We start from the raw sequence: 22,706 nt of genomic DNA on the forward strand, positions 1-22,706 counted from the left end.
TTTCGGCACCCGGAGAGCGGGCAAGCGTGCGGGGACAATCGCCAGACCGAGGAGGCGCGATGAGCTTCACCGAGAAGGCAAAGAACAAGGTCGAGCAGATGGCGGGCGCCGCGCGGGAGCGCATGGGCGACATGACCGACAACGAGCGGATGCGTGGCGAGGGCGCCAGCCAGCAAAGCGACGCGCGCGCCAAGCAGGCCGGTCAGAACGTCAAGGACGCCGGTCGCAACGTGAAGGACTCCTTCAACAAGTGACCTGAGCGGTTCACGGGTCCCCGGGCGCATCGTCGCCCGGGGACCCGCTGTGTGTGGCGGCTAGTCTCGCCGGGTGACAGTGCTCCGTTCGCTGGTGTTGTTCGCGTTGGCCGCGCTGGCCGAGATCGGTGGCGCCTGGCTGATCTGGCAGGGCTGGCGGGAGCATCGTGGCCTGTGGTGGATCGCCGCCGGGGTGGTCGCGCTGGGCTGTTACGGGTTCGTGGCGACGTTCCAGCCGGATGCGAACTTCGGCCGGATCCTGGCCGCGTACGGTGGGGTGTTCGTGGCCGGTTCGTTGGCTTGGGCGATGGTGGTGGACGGCTTCCGCCCGGACCGGTGGGACCTGACCGGCGCGGCGTTCTGCCTGCTCGGCGTCGCAGTCATCATGTACGCGCCGCGCGGGGGTTCCGCCTGACCCGCGCAGTGGCTGCGGGCGGTCGGTGACCTCACGGGCGGGCGGTGTTTCCCTGGCAAGCGATATACCTCAGAGTCATATTTATGCCTCTGAGGTATATCGCTGACCGGAACGGCACGGCTGGGGCGGGCCTGGACACGCGCCCACGAGCCCTCACGACAGCACGCGCGGGACAGTGAAACGCATTCGCGTCTGCGATGATCTCCGGCGTGATCCGCGCTGGGCTTCGCCCGTTTCTTGGCGTACTGGTTGTGGCGGCCATCCTCGGCAGTGCCGGGTGCGAAGCGTCCCGGATGCCGCCCTCGGACCAGCCGGTCTTCGTCGGCTCGTCCGCCTCGTCGAGCCCACCCAGGCCTTCCGTCGCGCCGTCCGTCGGTGTCCCGTCGCCGCCGGCGGTTGCCTCGGTGCCGGGCACGACGCCGACTGGGACCAGGGCGCCGGTGGTGGATCACGGGCCGCGGACCGGTAACAAGGTCGCGTTGACCTTCGACGCGGACATGACCGACGGGATGCTGGCCAGCCTGCGCGCCGGTCGGGTGAAGTCGTACGCCAACCTGCGCATCCTCGACCTGCTGGAGCGCGACGAGGTCCCGGCCACGTTCTTCCTGACTGGCAAGTGGGTGCAGCGGTACCCGGACGTCACCCGGCGGATCGCCGACAATCCGCGATTCGAGTTGGCCAACCACACCTACGGGCACGCGGCGTTCACCGGCGACTGCTACGACCTGCCCTCGCAACCGGTGAACGAGTTGCGCGGCGACGTGGCGAAGACCTTCGAGGTGATCAAGCCGTACGGGGGTCGGCAGACCCGGTACTTCCGCTTTCCCGGGCTCTGCCACGACGTGGCGACGCTGGACGCTCTGGCGCCGCTGGGCGTGACGGTCGTCGACGGGGATGTGGTCAGCGGTGATCCCTTCGCGACCGCGTGGAAGCCGCTGGTGCGGGCGGTGCTGGACCACGTTCGCCCGGGGTCGGTGGTCATCATGCATGTGACCGAGGCGAACGCCGCGATGACCGATGAGGCGTTGCCGCACATCCTGGCCGGGTTGCGTGAGCGAGGGCTGGTGCCGGCGCCGTTGTCTGAGGTGCTGGCCGCCGCCTGAGCCGGGGTGTCATGTTTGTTCGGCGTCGACCAGTGGCCTGTCGTCGTTGCCGGGACGGGTGGGCCGCCGGGCGTCGGTCACCAGCATCAGCACCAGGATGGCGATGGTGGTGACGATTTGGACGGTCGCCGGGAGGGCGACTCCGATGGCGACGGTGGCCAGTGCCGCCAACGTGGCGGTGGGGCGGGACAGCGGGATGGGCAGGCGTAGGGCGCGGCGAACGGCGGCCATGCCGACCAGGTAGAGCGCGACGCCGCCGCCGAGGGCGAGGGCGGCGCCGGTGGTGGCTGGTTTGCCGGGTCGGGCGACGGCGGCGTGGAGACCGGCGACCGTCGAGATGACGCCGAGCAGCAGCAGGAAGTGGGGAAACACGTAGGTGCGGGCGGCCATCCGGGTGCGAGCGGCGGGCGCGGATGCGGCCAGGGCCGCGGTGGCGGGTTGGGTGTCGGTGAAGTAGGTCCACCACAGGGCGACGGGTATGGCGAGGGCGAGGACGATCGCGGCGGCCGTTGCGGCGGTGAGCTGTTCGCCGGGTACGCCCAGGCCGATGGCGATGACAGATTCGCCGAGGGCGACGATGACGAGCAGGCTGTGCCGTTCGACGAAGTGGCCGGGGCACAGGTGGAAGGCGTCGGGAACGCCGGTCCAGGAGAGGCGGGGGAGCAGATAGGGCAGGACGGACTGGGTGAAGATGGCGGCGGCCCAGAGGGCGGGCACGGCGGGGCCGGTGAACGCGGCGGCGGCCAGGACGAGGAGTGCGGCACCGAGGTTGTAGGGAGCGAGTCGGAGTGCGCCGCAGCGGGCGTCGGAGTGCAGGAACAGGGTGAGGTGTACGGCGACGACGATGAGGTAGCCGACGGCGAAGAGCGCTCCGCTGTTGGTGAGGGCGTCGGGTAGGGCGACGGCGGTGAGCAGGAAGCCGGCCATGCCGGCGAAGAGCAGCAGCTTGGTGGTGGTCTGTCGGGGTGGCAGGTGGTTGTTGAGCCAGGCGTAGCCGGTGTAGAGGTACCAGAGCAGGCCGAGGATCAGGGCGCTGCTGCCGAATCCAGCCCAGGTGAGGTGGGTTTCGAGGGCGTCGGCGAGTTGGGTGACGGTGAGGACGAACACGACGTCGAAGAAGACTTCGTGGAGTGTGACCCGGTCGCCGGTGCCCGTGGCCGGGGCGGGCCGCGGGTGTCTCATGGTGGTGGACGCTAGTCGTCGGCGGTGCGTGGTGTTCCGGGGTTGAGGATTCCGCTGAGGGAGCGTCGTGGGTGGTGGTCGGCTGTGCCGGCCGCTGCTGGTGCCGAGCGTTGCGGGGTGGGTTTCGAGGGCTGTCACGGTTGGGGTCCTACCGGACATGGAGTGGATGTGAGCTCCGGCATTGAGTACTACGAGGACCGCTTCCGGCGCGTCTACCTTGAGCACTTCGAGCCGCTGTTGGCGTACGCGCTGAGGCGTGTCGCGCATCCCGAGGACGCGGCGGACGTCGTCGCGGAGACCTTCCTGGTGGCGTGGCGGCGTAGGCATGACATTCCGGCCGACGATGAGGCTCGGCTCTGGCTGTACGGGGTGGCCCGGCGGGTGTTGGCCAATCATCACCGGGGTGGGGTTCGCCGCCAGCGGCTGGGTGAGCGGCTGCGTGAGCAGATCGCCGTCGCGGTCTCCGCCGATCCGGGCAGTGAGGTGCCCGAGCGGCTCGCTGTCCGGGTGGCGTTGGCGGGTCTGGGTGAGCTGGACCGTGAGGTGTTGATGCTCACCGTGTGGGAGGGCTTGCAGCCGCGCGAGGTGGCCGCGGTCCTCGGGGTCGGTCCCGCCGTGGTGCGGACACGGCTGTCGCGTGCGCGAGCCAGGCTGCGGGAGATGGTCGGTGACGACCTCGGGCCGCCTGGACATGTACTCGACGTGCTGACCGCAGCGACCCGGAAGGAGCAGAGATGACCGAGGAACATTTTGACCGGCTGGTTCGAGAGGCCGATCCCGCTCGGTTGGACCTCGTCGGACAGCTCGGCGGGGTGAAGCAGACCCTCCTGGGGGAGATCATGTCCGAGTCGACGCTGGGTCGGTTCGTGGAACCACCGCGACGGCAACCGAGAGTGGGTCGCTTCGCTGGTGTGGCGGCGGTGGTCGTGGTGCTTGCCGGCGTCCTGGCCGTCTCTGTTCTGCCGGGCGAGCCCGAAGAGGTCGGGGAGGTGGCTTCCGCTCCCAGCGCCGGTGCTCCGGTCGTCTACTCGCCGGTGGCGATGCGGGCCGCGGAGAAGAATCCGCGGCTGCTGATCAACCAGCCCGGCTGGAAGGCGACGGTCGTGTACGGGTTCACCCAGGAGGTGGGCACCATCACGTTTCGCAACGGTGGACGCGAGTTGGAGTTCGACTGGTATCCGGCTGACGGTTACACCGACCGTTACGCCGACCGGCTCCACGTCAGTCGTCCGAAGGCTGTGCAGGTCGATGGCTGGCCGGGTGACCAGTTCGAGTATTCCGCCAGCGACTTCGAGGTGTTGCTCCGTCCCCGTGACGGGGTCTTCGTCGAGTTGCGTACCGGGGGTGACTGGTCCCGGAAGGAGTTCGCCCGGGTCCTCGCGAACGTCGTCCGGGTGGATACGCGTACGTGGTTGGGTGCGCTTCCGCCGGAGATCGTCATTCCCGAGCGGGCGGTGGCGCGGGCGGCCGAGGTGCTCGCGGACGTGCCGCTCCCGCCGGGCTTCGACGTCGCGGCGCTGGTCGATGTCGGCATCAACGATCGCTATCAGTTCGGTGCCGCTGTGACGTCGCGGGTGGGTTGCGGGTGGATCGCGGAGTGGCAGCGGGCGAGGTCGAGCGGGGACGAGGCCGGGGTGCGGCGGGCCGCTGACGCGTTGCGGAGCAGTCACGGGTGGCGGGTGCTGCGGGACATGGACAAGGCGGGCGACTGGCCGGAGGTGTTCTGGGAGTACGCCGACGAGATCACGGCCGGGACGTTGCGGGCCAGCTATTCGCAGGGTCTGGGCTGCGCCTGACCACGGAGTGCGCGACACCCCCGGGGTGGTCTCCCCGGGGTGTCGTCGTCGGTGGGTCAGTCGTCGCGGTGGTCGTTCCACCACTGCTGGCCGTCGGCGGGCAGGGTGTCGATCGGGTCGTAGTAGGCGTAGCGCTTGTTGAGCGCCTCCAGGTCGGCGGACTCGATGGAGGTGCGGTAGTTCTTCGTCCAGTAGGAGATGCCGCGTTCGCGGTCGTAGTCGGTGAGCATGTGCACCCAGCGCTTGCCGACGAAGGGGACGTCGCAGACGATCCGGGGGGTGGCGTAGCCGGGGAGGTAGCCCATGATGTCGTGCTGGAGCTGCTGGGCGTGCCAGACGGGGACCCGCCAGTGTTCGGCGTTGGGGATCATGTCGCACATGTAGAAGTAGTACGGCAGGATCCCGGCTTCGCCCTGGAGTGCGAAGCAGAGGTCGAGCAGCTCGGGGGTGGTGGCGTTGACGCCGCGCATGAGCACGCCCTGGTTGCGGACGTCGCGGACGCCGACGTCGAGGGCGGTCTGGGCGGCCTTGGCGACCAGTGGGGTGAGCGACTGGGCGTGGTTGACGTGAGTGTGGATGGCTAGGTTGACGCCTCGGCGGGCGGCGGTGCGGGCGACGCGTTCGAGGCCCTGGACGACGTCGGGCTGGAGCCAGTGCTGGGGGAGGCCCATGAGGGCCTTGGTGGCGAGCCGGATGTCGCGGACCGTCTCCAGTTCCAGCAGTCGCATGAGGTAGGACTCGAGGTTGCGCCAGGGGACGTTGGCGACGTCTCCGCCGGAGACGACGACGTCGCGGACGCCGGGGTGGGCCTTGAGGTACGCGATGTGGGCGTCGTAGCGGTCGACGGGCTTGAGGGTGAGCTTGAGTTTGTCGACGGCGGGGGTGGAGTTGCCGACGAGGTCCATCCGGGTGCAGTGCCCGCAGTACTGGGGGCAGGTGGAGAGCAGCTCGGCGAGGACCTTGGTGGGGTAGCGGTGGGTGAGGCCTTCGGCGACCCACATGTCGTGCTCGTGCAGGCTGTCGCGGCTGGCGTAGGGGTGTGACGGCCAGTCGGTGCGGCGGTCGGAGGCGACCGGGATCATGTAGCGGCGGATGGGGTCGGCGAGCAGCGCCTCGGTGGTGAGGGGCGCGAACGGCACCATCGTGTTGATCATTTGTGGTGGCACCAGCATCGACATGGTGGCCAGGGCCAACTGGTCGGCCTCGAGGTCGGTGTAGAAGGTGTCGTCGATGAGGTCGCCGAAGACGGCGCGGAGCTGCTTGATGTTCTTGACGCAGTTGACGCGCTGCCACTGGGCGGATTCCCACTGGTCGCGGGTGACGTGGCGCCAGCCGGGGAACCGGGTCCAGTCGGGTTCGACCAGGGGGCGGCGGTGGTATTCGTATGGCTGCCCGGCGGTCGGTACGGCGACCGGGGCGTGACGGGGTTGAGGGATGGTCTCAACCGGTTGGGTCTGGGTCACGGCCCCTCCTCGGTGGTGCGGCTGATCATCGAAGCCCGAAGGCTACTGGAAAATATTCGGTACAGAAACTAGTCTGCCGTAAGTTTTCCCGTTACGCGAGCCTTGACCGGGGCTTCGAGCGGCTGGACAAGGGGAGGTCGGCGTGACGTCACCGGTGGGACTGCACCGCGTCGTGCAACCGGCGGGGGTGCTGCCGCAGGCGGCCTGGCGCCTGGACGCGTCGGCGGCGATCGCGCCGAACGAGGTGCGGATCCGGGTGCAGCGGCTGAACCTGGACGCGGCGAGCTTCCGGCAGTTGTCGGAGAAGCACGGCGGCAACGGCGACGCGGTCCGCGCCGAGGTGCTGGAGATCATCTCCACCCGGGGCAAGATGCAGAACCCGGTGACCGGTTCCGGCGGGATGTTGATCGGCACGGTCGAGGAGGCCGGTCGGCGTTCCCCGCTCGGGTTGAAAGTGGGGGAGCGGGTCGCGACGTTGGTGTCGTTGACGCTGACCCCGCTGGTGGTGACCGACGGGCTGGCGCGGTGGGACGGGCGCAGCGAGCAGGTGCCCTGTGACGGGTGGGCGATCCTGTTCGCCCGTTCCATCGCCGCGGTGCTGCCCGACGACGAGGACCCGCAGTTGTCCCTGGCGGTGCTGGACGTGTGCGGGGCGCCCGCGCTGACCGCGCGGGTGGTGTCGCGCTACGTGGAGGACCGTCGTCGCGTCGGTGACCCGACGCCGGTGCGCGTCGCGGTGATCGGCGGGGCGGGCAAGAGCGGGTCGCTGTCCCTCGCCGCGGCGAGGCGGGTGGGCGCTGCGCGTACCGTCGGGGTGGTGCCGGTGGCGGCCGAGCGCGACGCGCTGACGGCCGCCGGCCTGGCCTCGGTGGTGGCGTTGGCCGACGCGCGGGACCCGGTGGGGTTGTCCACGGCGGTGACCACCGCCCTGGGGGCTCCGGCGGACGTCACAGTGGTGTGCGTGGACGTGCCGGGGTGTGAGCACGGCGCGGTGCTGGCCACCGCGGACGGCGGCACGGTGATCTTCTTCTCGATGGCGACGAGTTTCTCCGCGGCGGCGTTGGGCGCGGAGGGGCTGGCGGCGGACGTGACGATGCTGGTGGGCAACGGGTACGTGCCGGGGCACGCGGAGCTGGCGTTGGGGCTGTTGCGGGCCGAGCCGGGGGTGCGTCAGCTGTTCACGGCGCGGGTCGCGGCAGACTGAGGTCATGACGAACCCCTCGACGTTGTACCGCGGCGGCGTGCTGCACTGCCCCGCCGACCCGAGCGCCACCGCGCTGCTGGTGTCCGGTGGGCGGATTGCCTGGTTGGGGACCGACGGTGACGCGCCGCCGGCCGACCGGGTGGTGGACCTGGATGGGGCGTTGGTGACGCCGGCGTTCGTCGACGCGCACGTGCACGCCACCGACACGGGGTTGGCGTTGTCGGGGCTGGAGTTGTCCGGGGTGCGCTCGGCGGCGCAGTTGCTCGACGCGGTGGCCGGGTTCGCGGCGGGCCTGCCGGCGGACGCGGTGCTGCTGGGCCACGGCTGGGACGAGTCGGGTTGGTCGGATGCGACGTTGCCGGACGCGGCGGCGTTGGATCGGGCGGCCGGGGGTCGGCGGGTGTACCTGTCGCAGGCGTCGATCCACTCGGCGTTGGTGTCGTCGGCGTTGCTGGCGGCGTGCCCCGAGGCGGCGGACGCGGCGGGGTACGACGCGTCGGGGTGGTTGCGGCGCGACGCGCACCACGTGGTGCGGGCGGCGGCGCAGGCGTCGGTGAGCCGGGCGCAGCGGGTCGCCGCGCAGCGGGTCGCCCTCGCGCACGCGGCGTCGTTGGGGATCGCGGCGGTGCACGAGTGCGGCGGTCCGGACATCTCCGACGAGGAGGACTTCACCGGGCTGCTGGGCATCTCCGGTGCGGGGTTGCCGGAGGTGTACGGGTACTGGGGTGAGCTGGGTGGCGCCGCCCGTGCCCGGGAGTTGGGTGCGGTGGGCGCCGGAGGTGACCTGTTCGCCGACGGGGCGTTGGGTTCGCGTACGGCGCACGTGTCGCAGCCGTACGGCGACGGTGACGACTGCGGGCACGGGTACCTGACGGCCGAGCAGGTGCGTGATCACTTGCTGGACTGCGCGGCGCACGGCATGCAGGGCGGTTTCCACGCGATCGGTGACGCGGCGATCGGCACCGTCCTGGACGGTTTCGCGGCGGCGGCGGAGTCGCTGGGTGTGGAGCGCCTGCGGGCGGCCCGGCACCGCATCGAGCACGCGGAGATCATGAACAAGCGGTTGATCGCACGGTTCGTGGAGTACGGGGTCGTGGCGAGCATGCAGCCGGCTTTCGACCGGCTGTGGGGTGGCGCGGGCCGGATGTACGAGGCGCGGCTGGGGTTGGACCGGTCGTTGGAGTCCAACCCGATGGGTGCGATGCACTCGGTGGGTGTGGCGATGGCGTTCGGGTCGGACTCGCCGGTGACGCCGCTGGACCCGTGGGGTTCGGTGCGGGCGGCGGTGTCGCACCACAACCCGGCGCAGCGGATGAGTGTGCGGTCGGCGTTCGCCGCGCACACCCGGGGTGGGTGGCGGGCGGTGCACCTGGACGTCGAGGGGGTCCTCGCGTTGGGTGCGCCGGCGACGTTCACGGTGTGGTCGACGCCCGCGGGGGTGGAGCGGGGCCTGCCGGTGCTGCTCGCCGAGGACCCGGAGGAGCGGGGTCCGGACGACCCGACGCCGTTGCCGGTGTGCCGGCGGCTGGTGCTGCGCGGTGAGGTCATCTATGAGGAAGGGTCATCATGACCGGGAAGCTTGATCTTGATCCGGTGCTGGTGGCGCGGGCGCGCGAGTTGGCGCGCCGGGCCGGGCAGCCGGTGGTGGACCTTGCCCGCAGCCACACCACGGTGTCGGTGGAGCGGGCGGTGCTGCGGCTGGCCGGGGTGAGCGGCGCCGACCCGGACGGCATTCCGTGGGTGAACCGGCTCGTCGACGCCGTCGTCGCGGACGTCGGGTTGGGTCACGGGGTGGCGGTGCCGGTGTTCGACGCCCTGGCCCGCGAGGGCATCACCGATGTGACGTTGCTGGCGCAGAAGGCCGCGGCCGGGTCGGTGCGCTTCGCGCTGCCCACCGGGCGGGCCGCGACGACGGCACGGTCGGCGGCGCGCAGGTCCGTCGGGGCGGGAATCCGGCGCATCGACCGGCGGCGCGCCGAGCGGGACCGCCTCATCAAGCGGCACGGGGACCCGAAGCAGCGGCCGTGGATCTACCTGATCGTGGCCACCGGCGACATCTACGAGGACATCCCGCAGGCCCAGGCTGCCGCCCGGGCGGGCGCGGACGTGATCGCGGTGATCCGCTCCACCGGGCAGTCGCTGCTGGACTACGTGCCCGAGGGCGCGACCCGGGAGGGTTTCGCCGGCACGTACGCCACGCAGGAGAACTTCCGGCTGATGCGCGCGGCGTTGGACGAGTCGTCGAAGGAGTTGGGCCGCTACGTGCGGTTGACCAACTACGCGTCCGGGTTGTGCATGCCGGAGATGGCGACCCTGGCGGGCCTGGAACGGCTCGACATGATGCTCAACGACTCGATGTACGGGATCCTGTTCCGCGACATCAACCCGGTGCGCACGTTCGTCGACCAGCGGTTCTCCCGGCAGGTGCACGCCCGCGCCGGGATCATCATCAACACCGGTGAGGACAACTACCTGACCACCGCGGACGCCGTGGACGAGGCGCACACGGTGACGGTGTCGCAGCTGCTCAACGAGTTCTTCGCGCACGAGGCGGGGTTGGCGGACTGGCAGTTGGGGCTGGGCCACGCGTTCGAGATCAACCCGGAGGTTCCGGAGTCGTTCCGCCTGGAGTTGGCGCACGCCCTGCTGGCCCGGGAGTTGTTCCCCGAGGCGCCGCTGAAGTGGATGCCGCCGACGAAGCACATGACCGGTGACGTGTTCCGGGGCAACCTGCTCGACGGGTTCTTCAACCTGGCGGGCGCACTGACCGGTCAGGGCATCCTGCTGGTGGGGATGATGACCGAGGCGGTGGTGACGCCGTGGTTGTCCGACCGGGACATCGCGTTGCAGAACGTGCGGTACGTGTTGGGCGCGGCCGGTGGGCTGCACGAGGACTTCGTGCCGGCGCCCGGCGGGTTCATCCGCCGCCGCGCCAACCAGGTCCTCGGTGAGGCCCTGGACCTGCTGGAGCGCATCGGGGAGCAGACGCTGCTCACGGCCATCGCCGAGGGCACCTTCGGGATCATGAAGCGGCCCGCAGACCGGGGCAAGGGCCTCGCCGGGGTCGCCGCGCACGAGGCGGACTACTGCAACCCGGCCACCGACATCCTGGAAGGGGACGCGGCATGAGCGCCGCCGACGCCGCGAAGAAGATCGTGCGGCCGTACGGGGACACCACCGGCGACGGGATGGTGCAGGTGTCGTTCACCCTGCCGGTGAGCCACGACAAGCGGGCCGAGGGCGCGGCGGTGCAGTTGGCCAACCGGATGGGCATCGACCCGGCGATGGTCGTGCACGCCAAACCGATGGGCGACGAGTTCACGTTCTTCGTGGTCTACGGGCGGGTCAACCACCTGGTCGACCTCAACGCGGTGCAGGTCGTGGAACGCGACTTCGCGCTGCTGTCGGCGAAGGACGTCAACACGGTGATCAAGCAACGGTTGCGGCGCAAGCTGTCCGTGGTCGGGGCGTGCATCGGCACCGACGCGCACACCGTGGGCATCGACGCGATCCTCAACGTCAAGGGCATCGCGGGGGAGAAGGGCCTGGAGTACTACCGGGAGTTGAAGGTCACCAACATGGGCGCGCAGGTCAGCGTGCCGGAGTTGGTGGAGACCGCCCGGGCGGAGAAGGCCGACGCGGTGCTCGTGTCGCAGGTGGTCACCCAACGCGACGCGCACCTGCACAACACCCGGGAGATGTCCGCCGCGTTCCGGGAGGCGATGCCCGCCGGGCGGCGGCCGCTGCTGATCGTCGGCGGCCCCCGCTTCGACGAGTCGATGACCGACGAGTTGGGCGTGGACCGCATCTTCGGTCGCGGCACCACTCCCGGCGAGGTGGCCAGCTACCTCGTGCACGCCCTGATCACGCAACGGAAGGCGATGGCATGACCGACGCAAGGCTCGGGTTGACCGTGACGCACCGGCGGTACGTGCCGTACTCGCACGCCCACTACGCCGGCAACCTCGTCGACGGGGCGTACGCCCTCGCGCTGTTCGGCGACGTCGCCACGGAGGTGTGCATCCGCACCGACGGCGACGAGGGTCTGTTCGCCGGGTACACCGACGTGCGGTTCACCGCTCCCATCCGCGCCGGTGACGTGGTCGAGGTGACCGCCCAGGTGTCGCGGGTGGGCACCCGCAGCCGCACCCTGGAGCTGTCCTGCGCGGTGGTGTGCCGGGGCCGCCCGGAGCGCTCCGAGTCCGCCGCCGAGGTCCTCGACCCGCCGATCGTGGCGGTCACCGCGACCGGCACCGTGGTCGTTCCCGCCGCCTCGTGACCCTGGCGGTCTGCGCGGACGTCGGGTCCACGTACACCAAGGTGGCCGTGGTGGACCTGACCGCCGGTGTGCTGGTGGGAGCGTCGGCAGCGCCGACCACCGTGGGCACCGACGTGTTGCACGGCCTGGACGCCGCGGTCGCGGCGGCCACCGACGGGCTCGGGGTGCGCGACGTGCCGTGGTACGTCTGCTCGTCGGCCGGTGGCGGGTTGCGGCTGGCCGTGATCGGCTACGAGCCGCTGGTCACCGCGCAGGCGGGCCGGCGGGTCGGGTTGTCCGCCGGTGCGCACGTGGTGCACGTGGCCGCCGGTCGGTTGGGCGCGGCGGACCTGGCGGCGTTGCGGGCGGCCCGACCGGACGTGGTGCTGCTGGTCGGTGGCACCGACGGCGGTGACGCCGAGACGATCACCCACAACGCGACCCGCCTGGCCCGTGCCCGGTGGCGGGTGCCGGTGGTGTACGCGGGCAACGCCGACGTCCGCGCGGAGCTGACCGGGCTGCTGGAGGCCGCCGGGGTGCCCGTGACGGGCGCGGAGAACGTCCTGCCGCGCATCGGGGTCCTCGCCCCGGCGTCGGCGCGGGCGGCGATCCGCGCGGTGTTCCTGCGCCACGTCATCGGGGGCAAACGACTGTCGAGGGGCACCCGGTTCGCGCGGCTGGTACGCGCGGCCACCCCCGACGCGGTCCTCACCGGTGTGGAGGTGCTCGCCGACACCATCGGCGGTGACCTCGCCGTCGTCGACGTGGGTGGGGCCACCACCGACGTGTACTCGGTGCTCACCCCCGACGAGCGGGCCACCGGCCCGGCACGGGAGGTCGCCGGCAGCCTCTGGCGGGCCCGCACCGTGGAGGGAGACCTGGGCATGCGGTGGAGCGCCCCCGGGGTGCTGCGCGCCGCCGTCGAGGAGCGGCTGCTCACCCCGGACGAGTCCGAGGAGCTGACGGACGCGGCGGCACGCCGGGCGGCCGACCCGGCGTTCCTCGCCGTCGACGACGTCGAGCGGTCCGTGGACCGGCGGATCGCCACCCTCGCGGCGACCGTGGCGTTGCGGCGGCACGCGCGGGGCGCCGCCACCGGCGAGCGGGCCGGGCGGGACCTGCGCGACGTGCGGTTGATGGTGGGTTCCGGTGGGGTGCTGCGGCACGCGCCGGCGCAGGCGTCCGCGCAGGTGCTGGCGGCCGTCCTGGCCGACCACGCCGGCGGGTGGGCGTTGCCGCGGGCCGCCTCCGCCGTGGTCGACGCCGACTACGTGCTGGCCGCCGGAGGGCTGCTCGCCGAGGAACACCGGGCCGCGGCGGGGGCGCTGCTGCGTCACCATCTGCGGACGCATTGAGACTCGCCGACCCGACACGCCGTGGCGCAACACACGACAGGCCGGGGGTGGGTTGACAAGCGACGGGGGTCGGCACGTACCGTCTTTGAGTCCTACCACGGGAAGCGGCTGTTGTTCGCTTCGTCCCTTCGTCCGCTGGCCGAGCGACATTTTTGAGCGTCATCGTCGCGGCGGCCAGGTCCAGCGGGCGGGGGTCGGCGGGGCGGCGCGAACCGGCCGCGGTTACCGGTGTACGGGCAGGGTGAGGTGCACGGCCAGTAGACAACGGCCCGGCGGGGGCAGCCAGTCCGCGTCCGGTCGGTCCGAAGGTCGTCGTACCCCATCCTCGCCACACCGGCCGGGAAGGGCCTGGGAGCATCGGGGCGCGGCGTGAGCCGCGCCCCGATTTCATGTCCGTCGGGCGGTTCGTGCCCGGCGGCCCGATGCGGCTGCTCCGGCCGCCGGCCAGGTAGCCTTCGCCCCGTGATCGAGGTGAAGCGGTGACGATTCTGGACCGGGACGAAACCCACAGCCCGGCGGCGCCGAGTCAGCCGGTCGTGACCGGTCGGCCGCTGCCGCTGCGGTTCGCCGTGCCCCTGGCCGTGGCCGCCGGCCTGGCCCTGCTGGTGGCGTTCCCCCCGTACGGGGTGTGGCCGTTGGCCCCGGTCGGGGTGGCGTTGCTGGCCGCCGCCGCGCACCGGCGGCGGTTGCGCGCCGGCGCCGGCCTGGGCTTCCTCACCGGGGTGGCGCTCTTCGCCCCACTGCTGGCCTGGACGAACCTGCACACCGGTTCACTGCCGTGGGTGCTGCTGTCGCTGCTGCAGGCCGGCTACCTGGCGCTGCTGGGCGCGGCCACCGCCTGGGTGTCGCCGCTGGCCGACCGCGTCCGCTGGACGTGGCCGGTGCTGACCGGGCTGCTGTGGGTGGGGCAGGAGGCGCTGCGGGACCGCACTCCGTTCGGTGGGTTCCCGTGGGGGCGGTTGGCGTTCAGCCAGGACACCTCACCGCTGCTGCGCCTGGCCGCGTTGGGCGGCGCGCCGCTGGTGACCTTCGCGGTGGCGCTCGTCGGCGGGTTGCTGGTCACCGCCGCCTGGCGTGGCTGGGCCGCCGCCCGCCCATCGCCCGCTGAGGGCTCCCAGGACGCCGACGGCGCGCAGGGGGTCACCTCGGCACGTCGGTGGGCGCCCGTGGCCGTACCGGCCGCCGTGGCGGTCGCGCTGACTGCCGGGGGCCTGCTCGTGCCGGTCGCCACCGCCGGGTCGGGCGCCACCACCACCGTGGCCATCGTGCAGGGCAACGTGCCGCGCCTGGGCCTGGACTTCAACGCCCAACGGCAGGCGGTGCTCAACAACCACGTCGACGCCACCATCGAGCTGGCCGGTCGGGTCGCCGCCGGGCAGGAACGGCAACCCGACCTGGTGGTGTGGCCGGAGAATTCCAGCGACATCGACCCGCTGCGCAACCCCACCGCCGGTGCCCGGATCTCCCAGGCCGCCGACACCATCGGCGCGCCGATCCTCGTCGGGGCGGTGCTGCTGGGCCCCGGCGTCGGGCAGGTCCGCAACGCGGGCATCCTGTGGCGCCCCGGCACCGGCGCGGACCTGGACCAGCTGTACACCAAGCGGCACCCCGTGCCGTTCGCCGAGTACGTGCCGCTGCGCGACCTGGCCCGGATGGTCAGCAAGCAGGTCGACCTGATCCGCAGCGACTTCGTGCCCGGAAGCACCCCGGGCGTGGTACGCGCCGGCCCGGCCGTGCTCGGTGACGTGATCTGCTTCGAGGTCGCCTACGACGAGGTGGTCCGCGACACCGTCACCGGTGGCGCGCAGCTGCTGGTGGTGCAGACCAACAACGCCACGTTCGACGTGGCGGAGGCCCGCCAGCAGATGGCCATGGTGCGGCTGAGGGCGGTGGAACACGGCCGGCCGGCGTTGATGGCCTCCACGGTCGGCGTGTCCGGGTTCGTCGCACCCGACGGGCGGGTAAGCGATGCCACCGGGTTCAACACCCGGGAGGTCGTGGTGCGGCAGGTGCGGCTCGACGACGGTCGTACCCTCGCCACCCGCCTCGGCTGGTGGCCGGAGGTGGCGCTCGCCGCGTTGGCCGCGGCGGCCCTCATCGGCGCGGCGGTGCTGCGCCGCCGGCAGCGGGTCATGTCCGGATAGCAACAGCCGGTACGCCGGCGGGAGCGGAGGAACCGTGATCCAGGCGACCGATACGATCCGACGCCCGGACGAGGTGCCCGGTGTGGGCCGGGTGCTGGTGGTGATCCCCACCTACAACGAGGCCGACAACATCGCCGCGATCGTGGGCCGGGTCCGACGCGCCGCCCCGGCGGTGCAGATCCTCATCGCCGACGACAACAGCCCCGACGGCACCGGCGCGATCGCCGACGCCCTCGCCGACGGCGACGCGCACGTGCAGGTGCTGCACCGCCACGGCAAGCAGGGCCTCGGCGCGGCGTACCTGGCCGGGTTCGGTTGGGCGCGGGAACGCGGCTACCAGGCGGTCGTGGAGATGGACGCCGACGGCTCGCACGCCCCGGAGGACCTGCCGGCGCTGCTGGACGCCGCCCGCGACGCCGACGTGGTGATCGGGTCGCGGTGGACCAGCGGCGCGCGGGTGCTCAACTGGCCGCTGCGGCGGCTGCTGCTGTCGCGCTGCGGCAACCTGTACGCGCGCCTCGCGCTGGGCATGCCCGTCTCGGACGCCACCGGCGGCTACCGGGTGTACCGGATCAGCGCGTTGGACGCCATCGACCTGGAGTCGGTGACCTCCCAGGGCTACTCGTTCCAGGTGGAGCTGTCCCGGCTGGCGCACCAGGCCGGGGTGCGGATCGTGGAGGTGCCGATCACCTTCGCCGAACGGGAACACGGCGACAGCAAGATGAGCCCGAAGATCGTGGCCGAGGCGCTGTGGCGGATCACCGCCTGGGGCGTGCGCGACCGCCGCCAGGCGGTACGCCGAGGTCTGCACGGCACCGCCACCGGTCAGGCGCGGTGGCCGTGAGCGCGGCCGTGTCATGCTGGATGAGCGGGACACGTCCGTGGTGCCCGCGGGAATGGCGATGAGGTGAGATGCGCCGAGGACTGAGGTTCGTGCCGTTGGCCCTGTTGCTGGCGGTGGTGCTGGAGCTGGCGGTGTTCGTCGGTGTGGGGCGGGCGCTGGGGTTCGGCGTGGCCGTGCTGCTGGTGTTCGCCGCGTCCCTGCTGGGGCTGGTGCTGCTGCGCCGCGAGGGAATGCGCGCCTGGCGTGGTTTCCGCTCCGCCGCCGCGGCCGGACAGCCACCGGGTGGGCAGGTGACCGACGGGCTCGTCGGGTTGGCCGGCGCGTTGCTGCTGGCGGTGCCCGGCCTGGTCAGCGGCCTGGTCGGGTTGCTGCTGCTGGTGCCGCCGGTGCGTCGACTGGCCCGCGCCGGGGTGCGCCGTGCCACCGAGCGGCGGGTGTCGTCGATGGTCGCCGGTGACCTGTTCGGCCCGCGTACGGTTCGGGTGCGTCAGGGTGCGCCGCAACCGACCCCGCAACCGACCCCGCAACCGGAGCAACCAGTCGTGGTCGACGGCGGGCGGGCCATCGAGGGAGAGATCGTCGAGCCCGGTCGCCACTGAGACCACCTGTGCAGACACGACGGCGCCCCCGGGTTGTCCCGGGGGCGCCGTCGTTGTTCGTCGTGCGGCTCAGGCGCGGCCGCGGCGGGTCCGAACCTCCTGCAGGCGCTCCTCGAGGATGTCCTCCAGCTCGGCGATCGAACGCCGCTCCAGGAGCATGTCCCAGTGGGTACGCGGGGGCTTGGCCTTCTTCTGCTCCGGCTCGTTGCCGTCGACGAGTCGGGCGACGCTGCCGTCGAACTTGCACTCCCAGGTCATCGGGACCTCGGCGTCGACGGCGAACGGCACCTCGAACTGGTGGCCCTTGGCGCACAGGTACTCGCGGGTCTGACGCGGCGCGAGCTCCGTGTTGCGGTCGGATTCGTAGCTCACCGCGCCAAGGCGGCTTCCGCGCAGCATACGCTCGCCCATGATCGACTTCCCCTCGTTCGTGGTGCTGGTCTTCTGGGTGTAACGGTGTGTGCCCGTCGAGCCATTCCCGCCCGAGGGCGTGAGGCGTCCACGTGTGGGCCGGGACCAAGGGTAGCCGGCCGGGACGATCACCCGGTGAGGTGATCACCAGGCGGGTCGCAACGGGCTGTGTGTCCGCTGCCACCGGGGATGTTAACCGCCGAAGCGTAGCGAAGGTTGCGCGACGATCATCGGGTGGCGTCGTCCGGAGTGGCAGCGCCGAGGCGCGCCAGCGCCAACGCCAGGTCGCTGACCTGGTCGCCGAGCTGCGCCACCCGCCGCTGGGCCAGGTCCCGGTCGGTCTCGGCGGCGTCGAGTCGTACCGTCAGGGCGGTGAGGCGGCCCTCGGCGGTCGCCGCGGCCTGCCGGGCCGCGGTCAGCTCGGCGGTCAGCGTGTCCCGCTGGGAGGCGGTGGCGGCCAGCTCCGCGCGCAATCGCGCCGCTAGTTCCGCGGCCTCCTGCCGGGCGTCGTCGGCCTGCACGGCCGCGACCTGCGCGCGGTCGCGGGCCCGGTCGGCCTGCTCCCGGGCCCGGGCGGCGTCGGCGGCCTCGGCGCGGGTCCGCGCGGCGTCGGCGCGGGCCTGCTCGATCTGGCGCCGCACGTCCTGCACCTCGGCCTGCCACCGCCCGGCCCGCTCGGTGGCCTCGGCGGCGGCCCGGGTGGCCCGCTCGGCGTCGGCGCGCACCGCGTCGCGTTCCACGCTCAGGTCGGCCACCCGCTGCCGCTCGGCGTCACGCTGCGCCCGCAGGTCGCGCACCTCGGCGCGGGCCTGGTCCCGGTCGCGTTCAGCCTGCGCGCGCAACGCCTCGGCGGCGCTGACGTCGTGCCGCGCCTGATCGCGGGCGGCCTCGGCAAGCTGTGCCCGCTCGTCGGCGGCCGTGGCCTGCCGGTGCGCCTGCTCGGCGCGCTGACGGGCGTCGTCGGCCTCGGCGAGGGCCGCCCGGGCCTGCTCGCGGGCGCGCGCCGCGTCGGCGGCCGCGTTCTCGGCGTCGTCGCGGGCCTCGTCGCGTTCGGTCTGCGCCGCCGCGACCTCGGTGGCGGCCTCCGCGCGAACCTGGGCGACCTGCCGCTGCACACCCACGGGGGACAACTCGGCGTGCAGCGACTCGGTCAACGTCTCGACGATCTGATCGAGGCGGTCCACCGCCTCCCAGGTGCGGGCCACCTGCCCGGGCAGGCCAGGGGCGTTGCGGTGCCGCATCCGGCTGTTGCGCGAGGCGCGCTGGCAGGCGCCGTCGTTGTCCCGGCAGTAGCGAAACGGCCGGCCCGCGCCGACACGCTGCGGCACCGGCGCTCCACAGTGGGCGCACGGGCGGGTTTCGGTGGTGGTGGGCTGGGCGTCCATCGAGGGCGAAGTCTAGTGCCGGTCGTTCACGTCGTCGTCCGGGCGGTCGCGTCCAGGGTGTAGCGGCGTTGCAGCAGCAGGGCCGCGAGCATCGCCACCGCCGGCAGCAACCCGAAGCCGTAGCGGACCGCCGCCAACGCCCCGTCCGGCTGCACCGGCGACTCACCGGCCGTGGAGGCCACGAAACCACCAACGGCCAGGCACAGGGCATAGGCGTACGGGCCGAGGGCGGCACCGGTGGCCTCGGTGGCCGTCCACACCCCGGTGTAGGTGCCGGCGCCGGTGGCGGTCCCGTCCTTGGTGGTGGCGGCGCGGATCACGTCGGGCAGCATCGAGAACGGCAAGAGCTGCATGCCGGCGAACGCCACCCCGAGCACCGCCACCGCGCCGATCAGCACCGGCAGGCCGGCCGGTCGACCCACCGCCAGCACCAGCGACCCGACGGCGAACGCGCCCTGCGCGCCGAGCAGCGCCCGCTGCTTGCCGACCCGGCGGGCCACCACCAGCCAGACCGGGGTGACCAGCAGCGCCGGCGCGACGAACGCGGCCACCAGGACCGTGGTCAGGCCGGGGGCCCGCAGCTCGTACTCGGCGTAGTAGGGAACGCCGGCGAGCACCAGGTGGGTGGTGGTGGACATCGCCAGGTACGCGGCGACGAGCCAGCGGAACTGCCGGTCGCGCAGCGCGATGCGCAACGCCGGCCACCCGCCGTGCCCGGCCGGGGTCGGGTCCGCCGCCGAGCCGCGCAGCCGGACGATGCCGACGACACCGACCAGCATGGCCGCCAGCATCCCGACGGCGAGGACCACTCCCATCCGCTGGTAGCCGTCGCGGGTCGCGGCGTCGCCGCCGGTGAGCAGCGGGGCCAGCAGGCCGGAGACCAGGATGCCCAGGGTCAGCACGACCATCCGGAACGCCATCAGCCGGGTGCGTTCGTGGTAGCCGATCCGCAGGTCGGCCGGGGTGGCCAGGTAGGGGACCTGGTAGGCGGCGAAGAGCAGGTTGCCGGCGATGAAGAACACCGCCACCCACGCGGCCGCCGGCGCGCCGGTCAGGCCGCCGGGCACCGCGAAGAGCGCCGCGAACGCGAGCGGAAGCGCGCAGCCGACCAGCAGCAGGCGACGCCGGTCGCCGCGTCGGGTCTGCTCGACGTCGGCGCGGTGCCCCACCCACGGGTGCAGCAGCACGTCGGCGATCTTCGGCAGCAGCAGCGCGAGACCGGCCAGCCACGGCCCGACGGCCAGCACGTCGGTGAGGAAGTAGAGCAGCAGCAGGCCGGGCACTGTCACCCAGACACCCATGCCGAGCGACCCGGCCGCGAAGCCCGCCAGGGGGCCGCGGGGCAGTGCCGCGTCGGTGGCGGCCACGGGCCGCCGGTCGAGCCCGGTCATCGCCGCATCCTCTCCGCAATCCAACAGTTGCTGGATTCTAGGGGCAGAATGGCGGCCATGACCATGCCCCGACGCCGTCCGGGTCGCCCGCGACGCGACGAGACCCGGCCGACCCGCGAGGTGGTGCTCACCGCCGCGACCGCGCTGTTCGCCGAGCGCGGCTTCGACGCCGTCGGGCTGCGGGAGGTCGCCGCAGCCGCCGGGGTCGACGTCGCCACGGTCGCGCACCACACGGGTACGAAGGCAGCGCTCTACGACGCCTGCTTCGCCCGGGTCTTCGCCGCCGAGCGGGAGGTGCTGACCGAGGCCGCCGAGCAGGCCCGCGCCGCCCTCGACGGGGGGCCGGACGCGGCGCGGCGGGCGCTGCACCAGTTGGTCGACGTCTTCGTCGACTTCCTGGAGGACCGCCCGGAGACCACCGCGCTGTGGCTGCGTCGCTGGTTGGAACCGCAGCGGCACGCCGAGCTCGACCAGCGCTACGCCGAACCGTTGTACCGGCTGGTGGCGGAGCTGCTCACCGCCGCCGCGGCGGCCGGCGCGCTGGCCGAACCCACCCCGCACATCACCGTCCGGAGCCTGGTGTGGGCGACGCACGGGCACGTGGTGGCGCTGGCCGCAGGTGCGCCGGGCGCTCGGGAGCGGCGCGAGTTCCGGGCGTTCGTGCATCGTCTGCTCGACGGGCTATACGGGCCGTCGACGACTTGACGGGCCGCCGCCCGCCGACGATTATCCATCGGACGTTGGATTAAAGGGGGCGGCGATGGGCGTACCACCCAGGGTGGCGGTGATCGGCGCTGGCGCTGCCGGGCTCGCCGCGGTCAAGGCGCTGCGCGACGCCGGTGTCCCGGTGGTGTGCTTCGAGAGCACCGACCAGGTCGGCGGCCTCTGGGTGTACGGGGCACCCGACTCGCCCGCGTACCGGACGCTGCACCTGAACACCAGCCGGGGCCGCACCCAGTTCGCCGACCACCCGATGCCCACAGACTGGCCCGACTATCCCGACCACCGCCGGGTCGCCGGCTACCTCGCCGACTACGCCGACCGTTTCGGGCTGGGCGAGGACATCCGGCTGCGCCACACCGTCGAACAGGTCACCCGCGACTCGGCAGGCACCTGGACGGTGACCGCCCGCGGGCCGGACGGGCCGGTCGAGGTCACCGTCGACGCCGTGGTCGTCGCCAACGGTCACAACCGGGTGCCCCGGCTGCCCGACCCCGCGTACCCCGGCACCTGCACGGCCGAGCAGATCCACAGCCACGACTACCGGGGTCCGGAGCAGTTGGTCGGCAGACGGGTCCTCGTCGTCGGCGGCGGCAACTCCGCGATGGACATCGCCGTGGACGCCTCGTACGCCGCCACCCGCACCCTGCTGTCATTGCGCCGGGGTGTCTGGGTGGTGCCGAAGTACCTGCTGGGTCGCCCCTCGGACACCCTCAACGGCGCGCTGGCCCGCCGGTTGCCGTGGCGGCTGCGTCAGCGCATCAGCCAGACGATGCTCACCGCCACCGTCGGCAGCCCGGCCCGCTACGGGCTGCCCGCACCGACGCACGGCTTCCTCCAGGACCACCCGACGCTCTCCGACGGGCTGCTGTCGCGGCTGACCCACGGTGACGTCGAGGCCCGGCCCGGCGTCGCCGCCCTCGACGGCGACCGGGTCGAGTTCACCGACGGTCGCAGCGACAACGTCGACCTGATCGTCTGGTGCACCGGCTACCGGGTGGAGATCCCGTTCCTCGACCCGGCGCTGCTCGGCGGGGGCGCCGACACCCTGCCGTTGTACCGGCACGTGTTCCACCCGGACGCCCCCGGCCTGAGCTTCGTCGGGCTGATGCAGTCCACCGGTTCGGCGTTTCCCCTGGTGGAGGCTCAGGCCAAACTGATCGCCGCGAACCTCGCCGGCCGCTACGCGCTGCCCGATGAGGACCGGCAGCGGGCCGTCTGCCGCGCCGAGCTGCGGGCCGCGACCGCCCGCTGGGGTCAACGCCGCCCGGCGATGCGCGTGGACTTCGACGCCTACCTGGCCGAGCTGACCCGGGAGCTGGCCGCCGGGACGCGCCGGGTCGGGGCGGGGCAGTGAGCCGCCGGACGCTGACCGGCCGCCGGGTGCTGGTGACCGGGGCCAGCGGCACCTTCGGGCGACACCTCGGGGCCGCGCTGACCGCCGCCGGCGCCCGGGTGGTGGGCCTCGACCTGCACGCGCGACCCGACGACGACCTGCCGGTGCTCGGCTGCGACCTGACCGACCCGGACGCCGTCGCGCCGGCGGTGGGCGCCGCCGTCGACCAGCTCGGCGGGCTCGACCTGCTGATCAACAACGCCGGGGTGGGTGGCCCCGCCCCCGCCGAGTTGCCGCCCGACGAGGTGGTCCGCCAGCAACTGGAGGTCAACCTGCTCGCCGCCTGGCGGACCACCGCCGCGGCCCTACCCCCGCTGGTCGCCGCCCGGGGGAGGGTGATCTTCGTGTCCAGTCGGATGGCGGTGCTGCCACTGCCGCTCGCCGCCGCGTACGGGGTCAGCAAGCGGGCCCTGGTCGCCTACGCCGACGCGCTTCGCCACGAGGTGGGCAGCCACGTGGGGGTGAGCGTCGTCTACCCGAGCATGGTCGCCTCACCCATCCACGACAGCACCGCCGAGGCGGGCCTGTCCCTGCGGGGCGTGTCCCGCCCCGAGCCGGTCGAGGGGGTGGTCGCGGCGATCCTGCGCGCCGCCACCGCCCGCCGGGCGCCCCGGGACGTGGCGACCACCACCCGTGGACGCCTGGAGATGGCCGTCGGCCGGCACGCGCCCGCGTTGGCCGACCGGCTGGTCCGTCGTACCCTCGCGGCCCGGCTCGCCGCCGGTGACCTGGATGCCGCGCCGCTGGCCGCCGGGATGCTCCGCCGCCACCGGGGGCAGTGACCCG

22 protein-coding genes are annotated in these 22,706 nt (G+C 72.7%); 17 read left to right on the top strand and 5 right to left on the bottom strand.

The window, feature by feature from the left end:
- The first annotated feature begins 59 nt into the window (after positions 1 to 59).
- From KBX46_RS22765 to KBX46_RS22775, 3 genes are all read left to right on the top strand, one after another.
- On the top strand, positions 60 to 254 hold the full coding sequence (locus KBX46_RS22765; RefSeq protein WP_088948150.1) for a CsbD family protein: 195 nt from the start codon (positions 60 to 62) through the stop codon (positions 252 to 254).
- A 73-nt stretch (positions 255 to 327) separates the two neighbouring features.
- Positions 328 to 669 (top strand): YnfA family protein, encoded by a 342-nt coding sequence (locus tag KBX46_RS22770; protein ID WP_088948151.1) that lies wholly within the window; start codon positions 328 to 330, stop codon positions 667 to 669.
- Positions 670 to 1,112: 443 nt separating this feature from the next.
- Positions 1,113 to 1,772 carry a polysaccharide deacetylase family protein gene (locus KBX46_RS22775; protein WP_308159667.1) on the top strand — a complete coding sequence of 220 codons (660 nt, stop codon included), beginning with the start codon at positions 1,113 to 1,115 and terminating at the stop codon, positions 1,770 to 1,772.
- Positions 1,773 to 1,781: 9 nt separating this feature from the next.
- Here KBX46_RS22775 and KBX46_RS22780 read toward each other — a convergent pair whose 3' ends face one another.
- The gene (locus KBX46_RS22780; RefSeq protein ID WP_210793981.1) at positions 1,782 to 2,954 is read right to left on the bottom strand and encodes a low temperature requirement protein A; all 1,173 of its coding nucleotides are present in this window, start codon (positions 2,952 to 2,954) and stop codon (positions 1,782 to 1,784) included.
- Between the two features lie 168 nt (positions 2,955 to 3,122).
- Between KBX46_RS22780 and KBX46_RS22785 the strand changes: the two genes are divergently transcribed.
- Positions 3,123 to 3,692 carry an RNA polymerase sigma factor gene (locus KBX46_RS22785; protein ID WP_210793982.1) on the top strand — a complete coding sequence of 190 codons (570 nt, stop codon included), beginning with the start codon at positions 3,123 to 3,125 and terminating at the stop codon, positions 3,690 to 3,692.
- Positions 3,689 to 4,750 carry a hypothetical protein gene (locus KBX46_RS22790; RefSeq protein WP_210793983.1) on the top strand — a complete coding sequence of 354 codons (1,062 nt, stop codon included), beginning with the start codon at positions 3,689 to 3,691 and terminating at the stop codon, positions 4,748 to 4,750. The genes KBX46_RS22785 and KBX46_RS22790 overlap by 4 nt, the downstream gene beginning before the upstream one ends.
- Positions 4,751 to 4,806: 56 nt before the next feature.
- Here KBX46_RS22790 and KBX46_RS22795 read toward each other — a convergent pair whose 3' ends face one another.
- A complete protein-coding gene (locus KBX46_RS22795) occupies positions 4,807 to 6,213 on the bottom strand; it encodes a KamA family radical SAM protein (protein WP_088948155.1) in 1,407 nt (468 codons plus the stop codon).
- A 154-nt stretch (positions 6,214 to 6,367) separates the two neighbouring features.
- Between KBX46_RS22795 and KBX46_RS22800 the strand changes: the two genes are divergently transcribed.
- The 9 genes from KBX46_RS22800 (at position 6,368) to KBX46_RS22840 (ending at position 16,617) form a co-directional block, all read left to right on the top strand.
- Positions 6,368 to 7,417, top strand: a complete 1,050-nt coding sequence (locus KBX46_RS22800) for a zinc-binding alcohol dehydrogenase (protein ID WP_179783380.1) — start codon at positions 6,368 to 6,370, stop codon at positions 7,415 to 7,417.
- Positions 7,418 to 7,421: 4 nt separating this feature from the next.
- Positions 7,422 to 8,987, top strand: coding sequence for an amidohydrolase (locus KBX46_RS22805; RefSeq protein WP_210793984.1), 1,566 nt, complete (start codon positions 7,422 to 7,424; stop codon positions 8,985 to 8,987).
- Positions 8,984 to 10,546: a lysine 5,6-aminomutase subunit alpha gene (locus KBX46_RS22810; protein ID WP_088948158.1), complete on the top strand. Its 1,563-nt coding sequence runs from the start codon at positions 8,984 to 8,986 to the stop codon at positions 10,544 to 10,546. The genes KBX46_RS22805 and KBX46_RS22810 overlap by 4 nt, the downstream gene beginning before the upstream one ends.
- Positions 10,543 to 11,307, top strand: coding sequence for an OAM dimerization domain-containing protein (locus KBX46_RS22815; protein ID WP_210793985.1), 765 nt, complete (start codon positions 10,543 to 10,545; stop codon positions 11,305 to 11,307). The genes KBX46_RS22810 and KBX46_RS22815 overlap by 4 nt, the downstream gene beginning before the upstream one ends.
- Positions 11,304 to 11,696 (top strand): hotdog domain-containing protein, encoded by a 393-nt coding sequence (locus tag KBX46_RS22820; protein ID WP_210793986.1) that lies wholly within the window; start codon positions 11,304 to 11,306, stop codon positions 11,694 to 11,696. Before KBX46_RS22815 ends, KBX46_RS22820 begins: the two co-directional genes overlap by 4 nt.
- Complete coding sequence (locus KBX46_RS22825) at positions 11,693 to 13,030, top strand: glutamate mutase L (RefSeq protein WP_210793987.1); 1,338 nt, start codon at positions 11,693 to 11,695, stop codon at positions 13,028 to 13,030. The genes KBX46_RS22820 and KBX46_RS22825 overlap by 4 nt, the downstream gene beginning before the upstream one ends.
- A gap of 479 nt (positions 13,031 to 13,509) precedes the next feature.
- Entirely contained in the window at positions 13,510 to 15,174 is a 1,665-nt protein-coding gene (gene lnt, locus KBX46_RS22830) for an apolipoprotein N-acyltransferase (RefSeq protein WP_210793988.1), read from the top strand.
- A 34-nt stretch (positions 15,175 to 15,208) separates the two neighbouring features.
- Positions 15,209 to 16,018: a polyprenol monophosphomannose synthase gene (locus tag KBX46_RS22835; protein ID WP_088948163.1), complete on the top strand. Its 810-nt coding sequence runs from the start codon at positions 15,209 to 15,211 to the stop codon at positions 16,016 to 16,018.
- 68 nt (positions 16,019 to 16,086) lie between these two features.
- On the top strand, positions 16,087 to 16,617 hold the full coding sequence (locus KBX46_RS22840; RefSeq protein ID WP_088948164.1) for an FxsA family protein: 531 nt from the start codon (positions 16,087 to 16,089) through the stop codon (positions 16,615 to 16,617).
- 69 nt (positions 16,618 to 16,686) lie between these two features.
- Here the strand turns inward: KBX46_RS22840 and KBX46_RS22845 are convergent, their stop codons facing one another.
- From KBX46_RS22845 to KBX46_RS22855, 3 genes are all read right to left on the bottom strand, one after another.
- Positions 16,687 to 17,028, bottom strand: a complete 342-nt coding sequence (locus KBX46_RS22845) for an RNA polymerase-binding protein RbpA (RefSeq protein ID WP_030489777.1) — start codon at positions 17,026 to 17,028, stop codon at positions 16,687 to 16,689.
- Between the two features lie 227 nt (positions 17,029 to 17,255).
- Complete coding sequence (locus KBX46_RS22850; protein WP_210793989.1) at positions 17,256 to 18,413, bottom strand: hypothetical protein; 1,158 nt, start codon at positions 18,411 to 18,413, stop codon at positions 17,256 to 17,258.
- 26 nt (positions 18,414 to 18,439) lie between these two features.
- Positions 18,440 to 19,804 (bottom strand): MFS transporter, encoded by a 1,365-nt coding sequence (locus KBX46_RS22855; RefSeq protein WP_210793990.1) that lies wholly within the window; start codon positions 19,802 to 19,804, stop codon positions 18,440 to 18,442.
- Between the two features lie 57 nt (positions 19,805 to 19,861).
- Between KBX46_RS22855 and KBX46_RS22860 the strand changes: the two genes are divergently transcribed.
- From KBX46_RS22860 to KBX46_RS22870, 3 genes are read left to right on the top strand one after another with little or no spacing between them, the layout of a single operon-like run.
- Positions 19,862 to 20,509 carry a TetR/AcrR family transcriptional regulator gene (locus tag KBX46_RS22860; RefSeq protein ID WP_247668001.1) on the top strand — a complete coding sequence of 216 codons (648 nt, stop codon included), beginning with the start codon at positions 19,862 to 19,864 and terminating at the stop codon, positions 20,507 to 20,509.
- A gap of 55 nt (positions 20,510 to 20,564) precedes the next feature.
- Complete coding sequence (locus KBX46_RS22865; RefSeq protein ID WP_210793991.1) at positions 20,565 to 21,881, top strand: NAD(P)/FAD-dependent oxidoreductase; 1,317 nt, start codon at positions 20,565 to 20,567, stop codon at positions 21,879 to 21,881.
- On the top strand, positions 21,878 to 22,702 hold the full coding sequence (locus KBX46_RS22870; RefSeq protein WP_210793992.1) for an SDR family oxidoreductase: 825 nt from the start codon (positions 21,878 to 21,880) through the stop codon (positions 22,700 to 22,702). Before KBX46_RS22865 ends, KBX46_RS22870 begins: the two co-directional genes overlap by 4 nt.
- Positions 22,703 to 22,706 lie beyond the last annotated feature (4 nt).

The organism is Micromonospora sp. C81, assembly GCF_018070425.1.
Lineage (GTDB): Bacteria > Actinomycetota > Actinomycetes > Mycobacteriales > Micromonosporaceae > Micromonospora > Micromonospora zamorensis.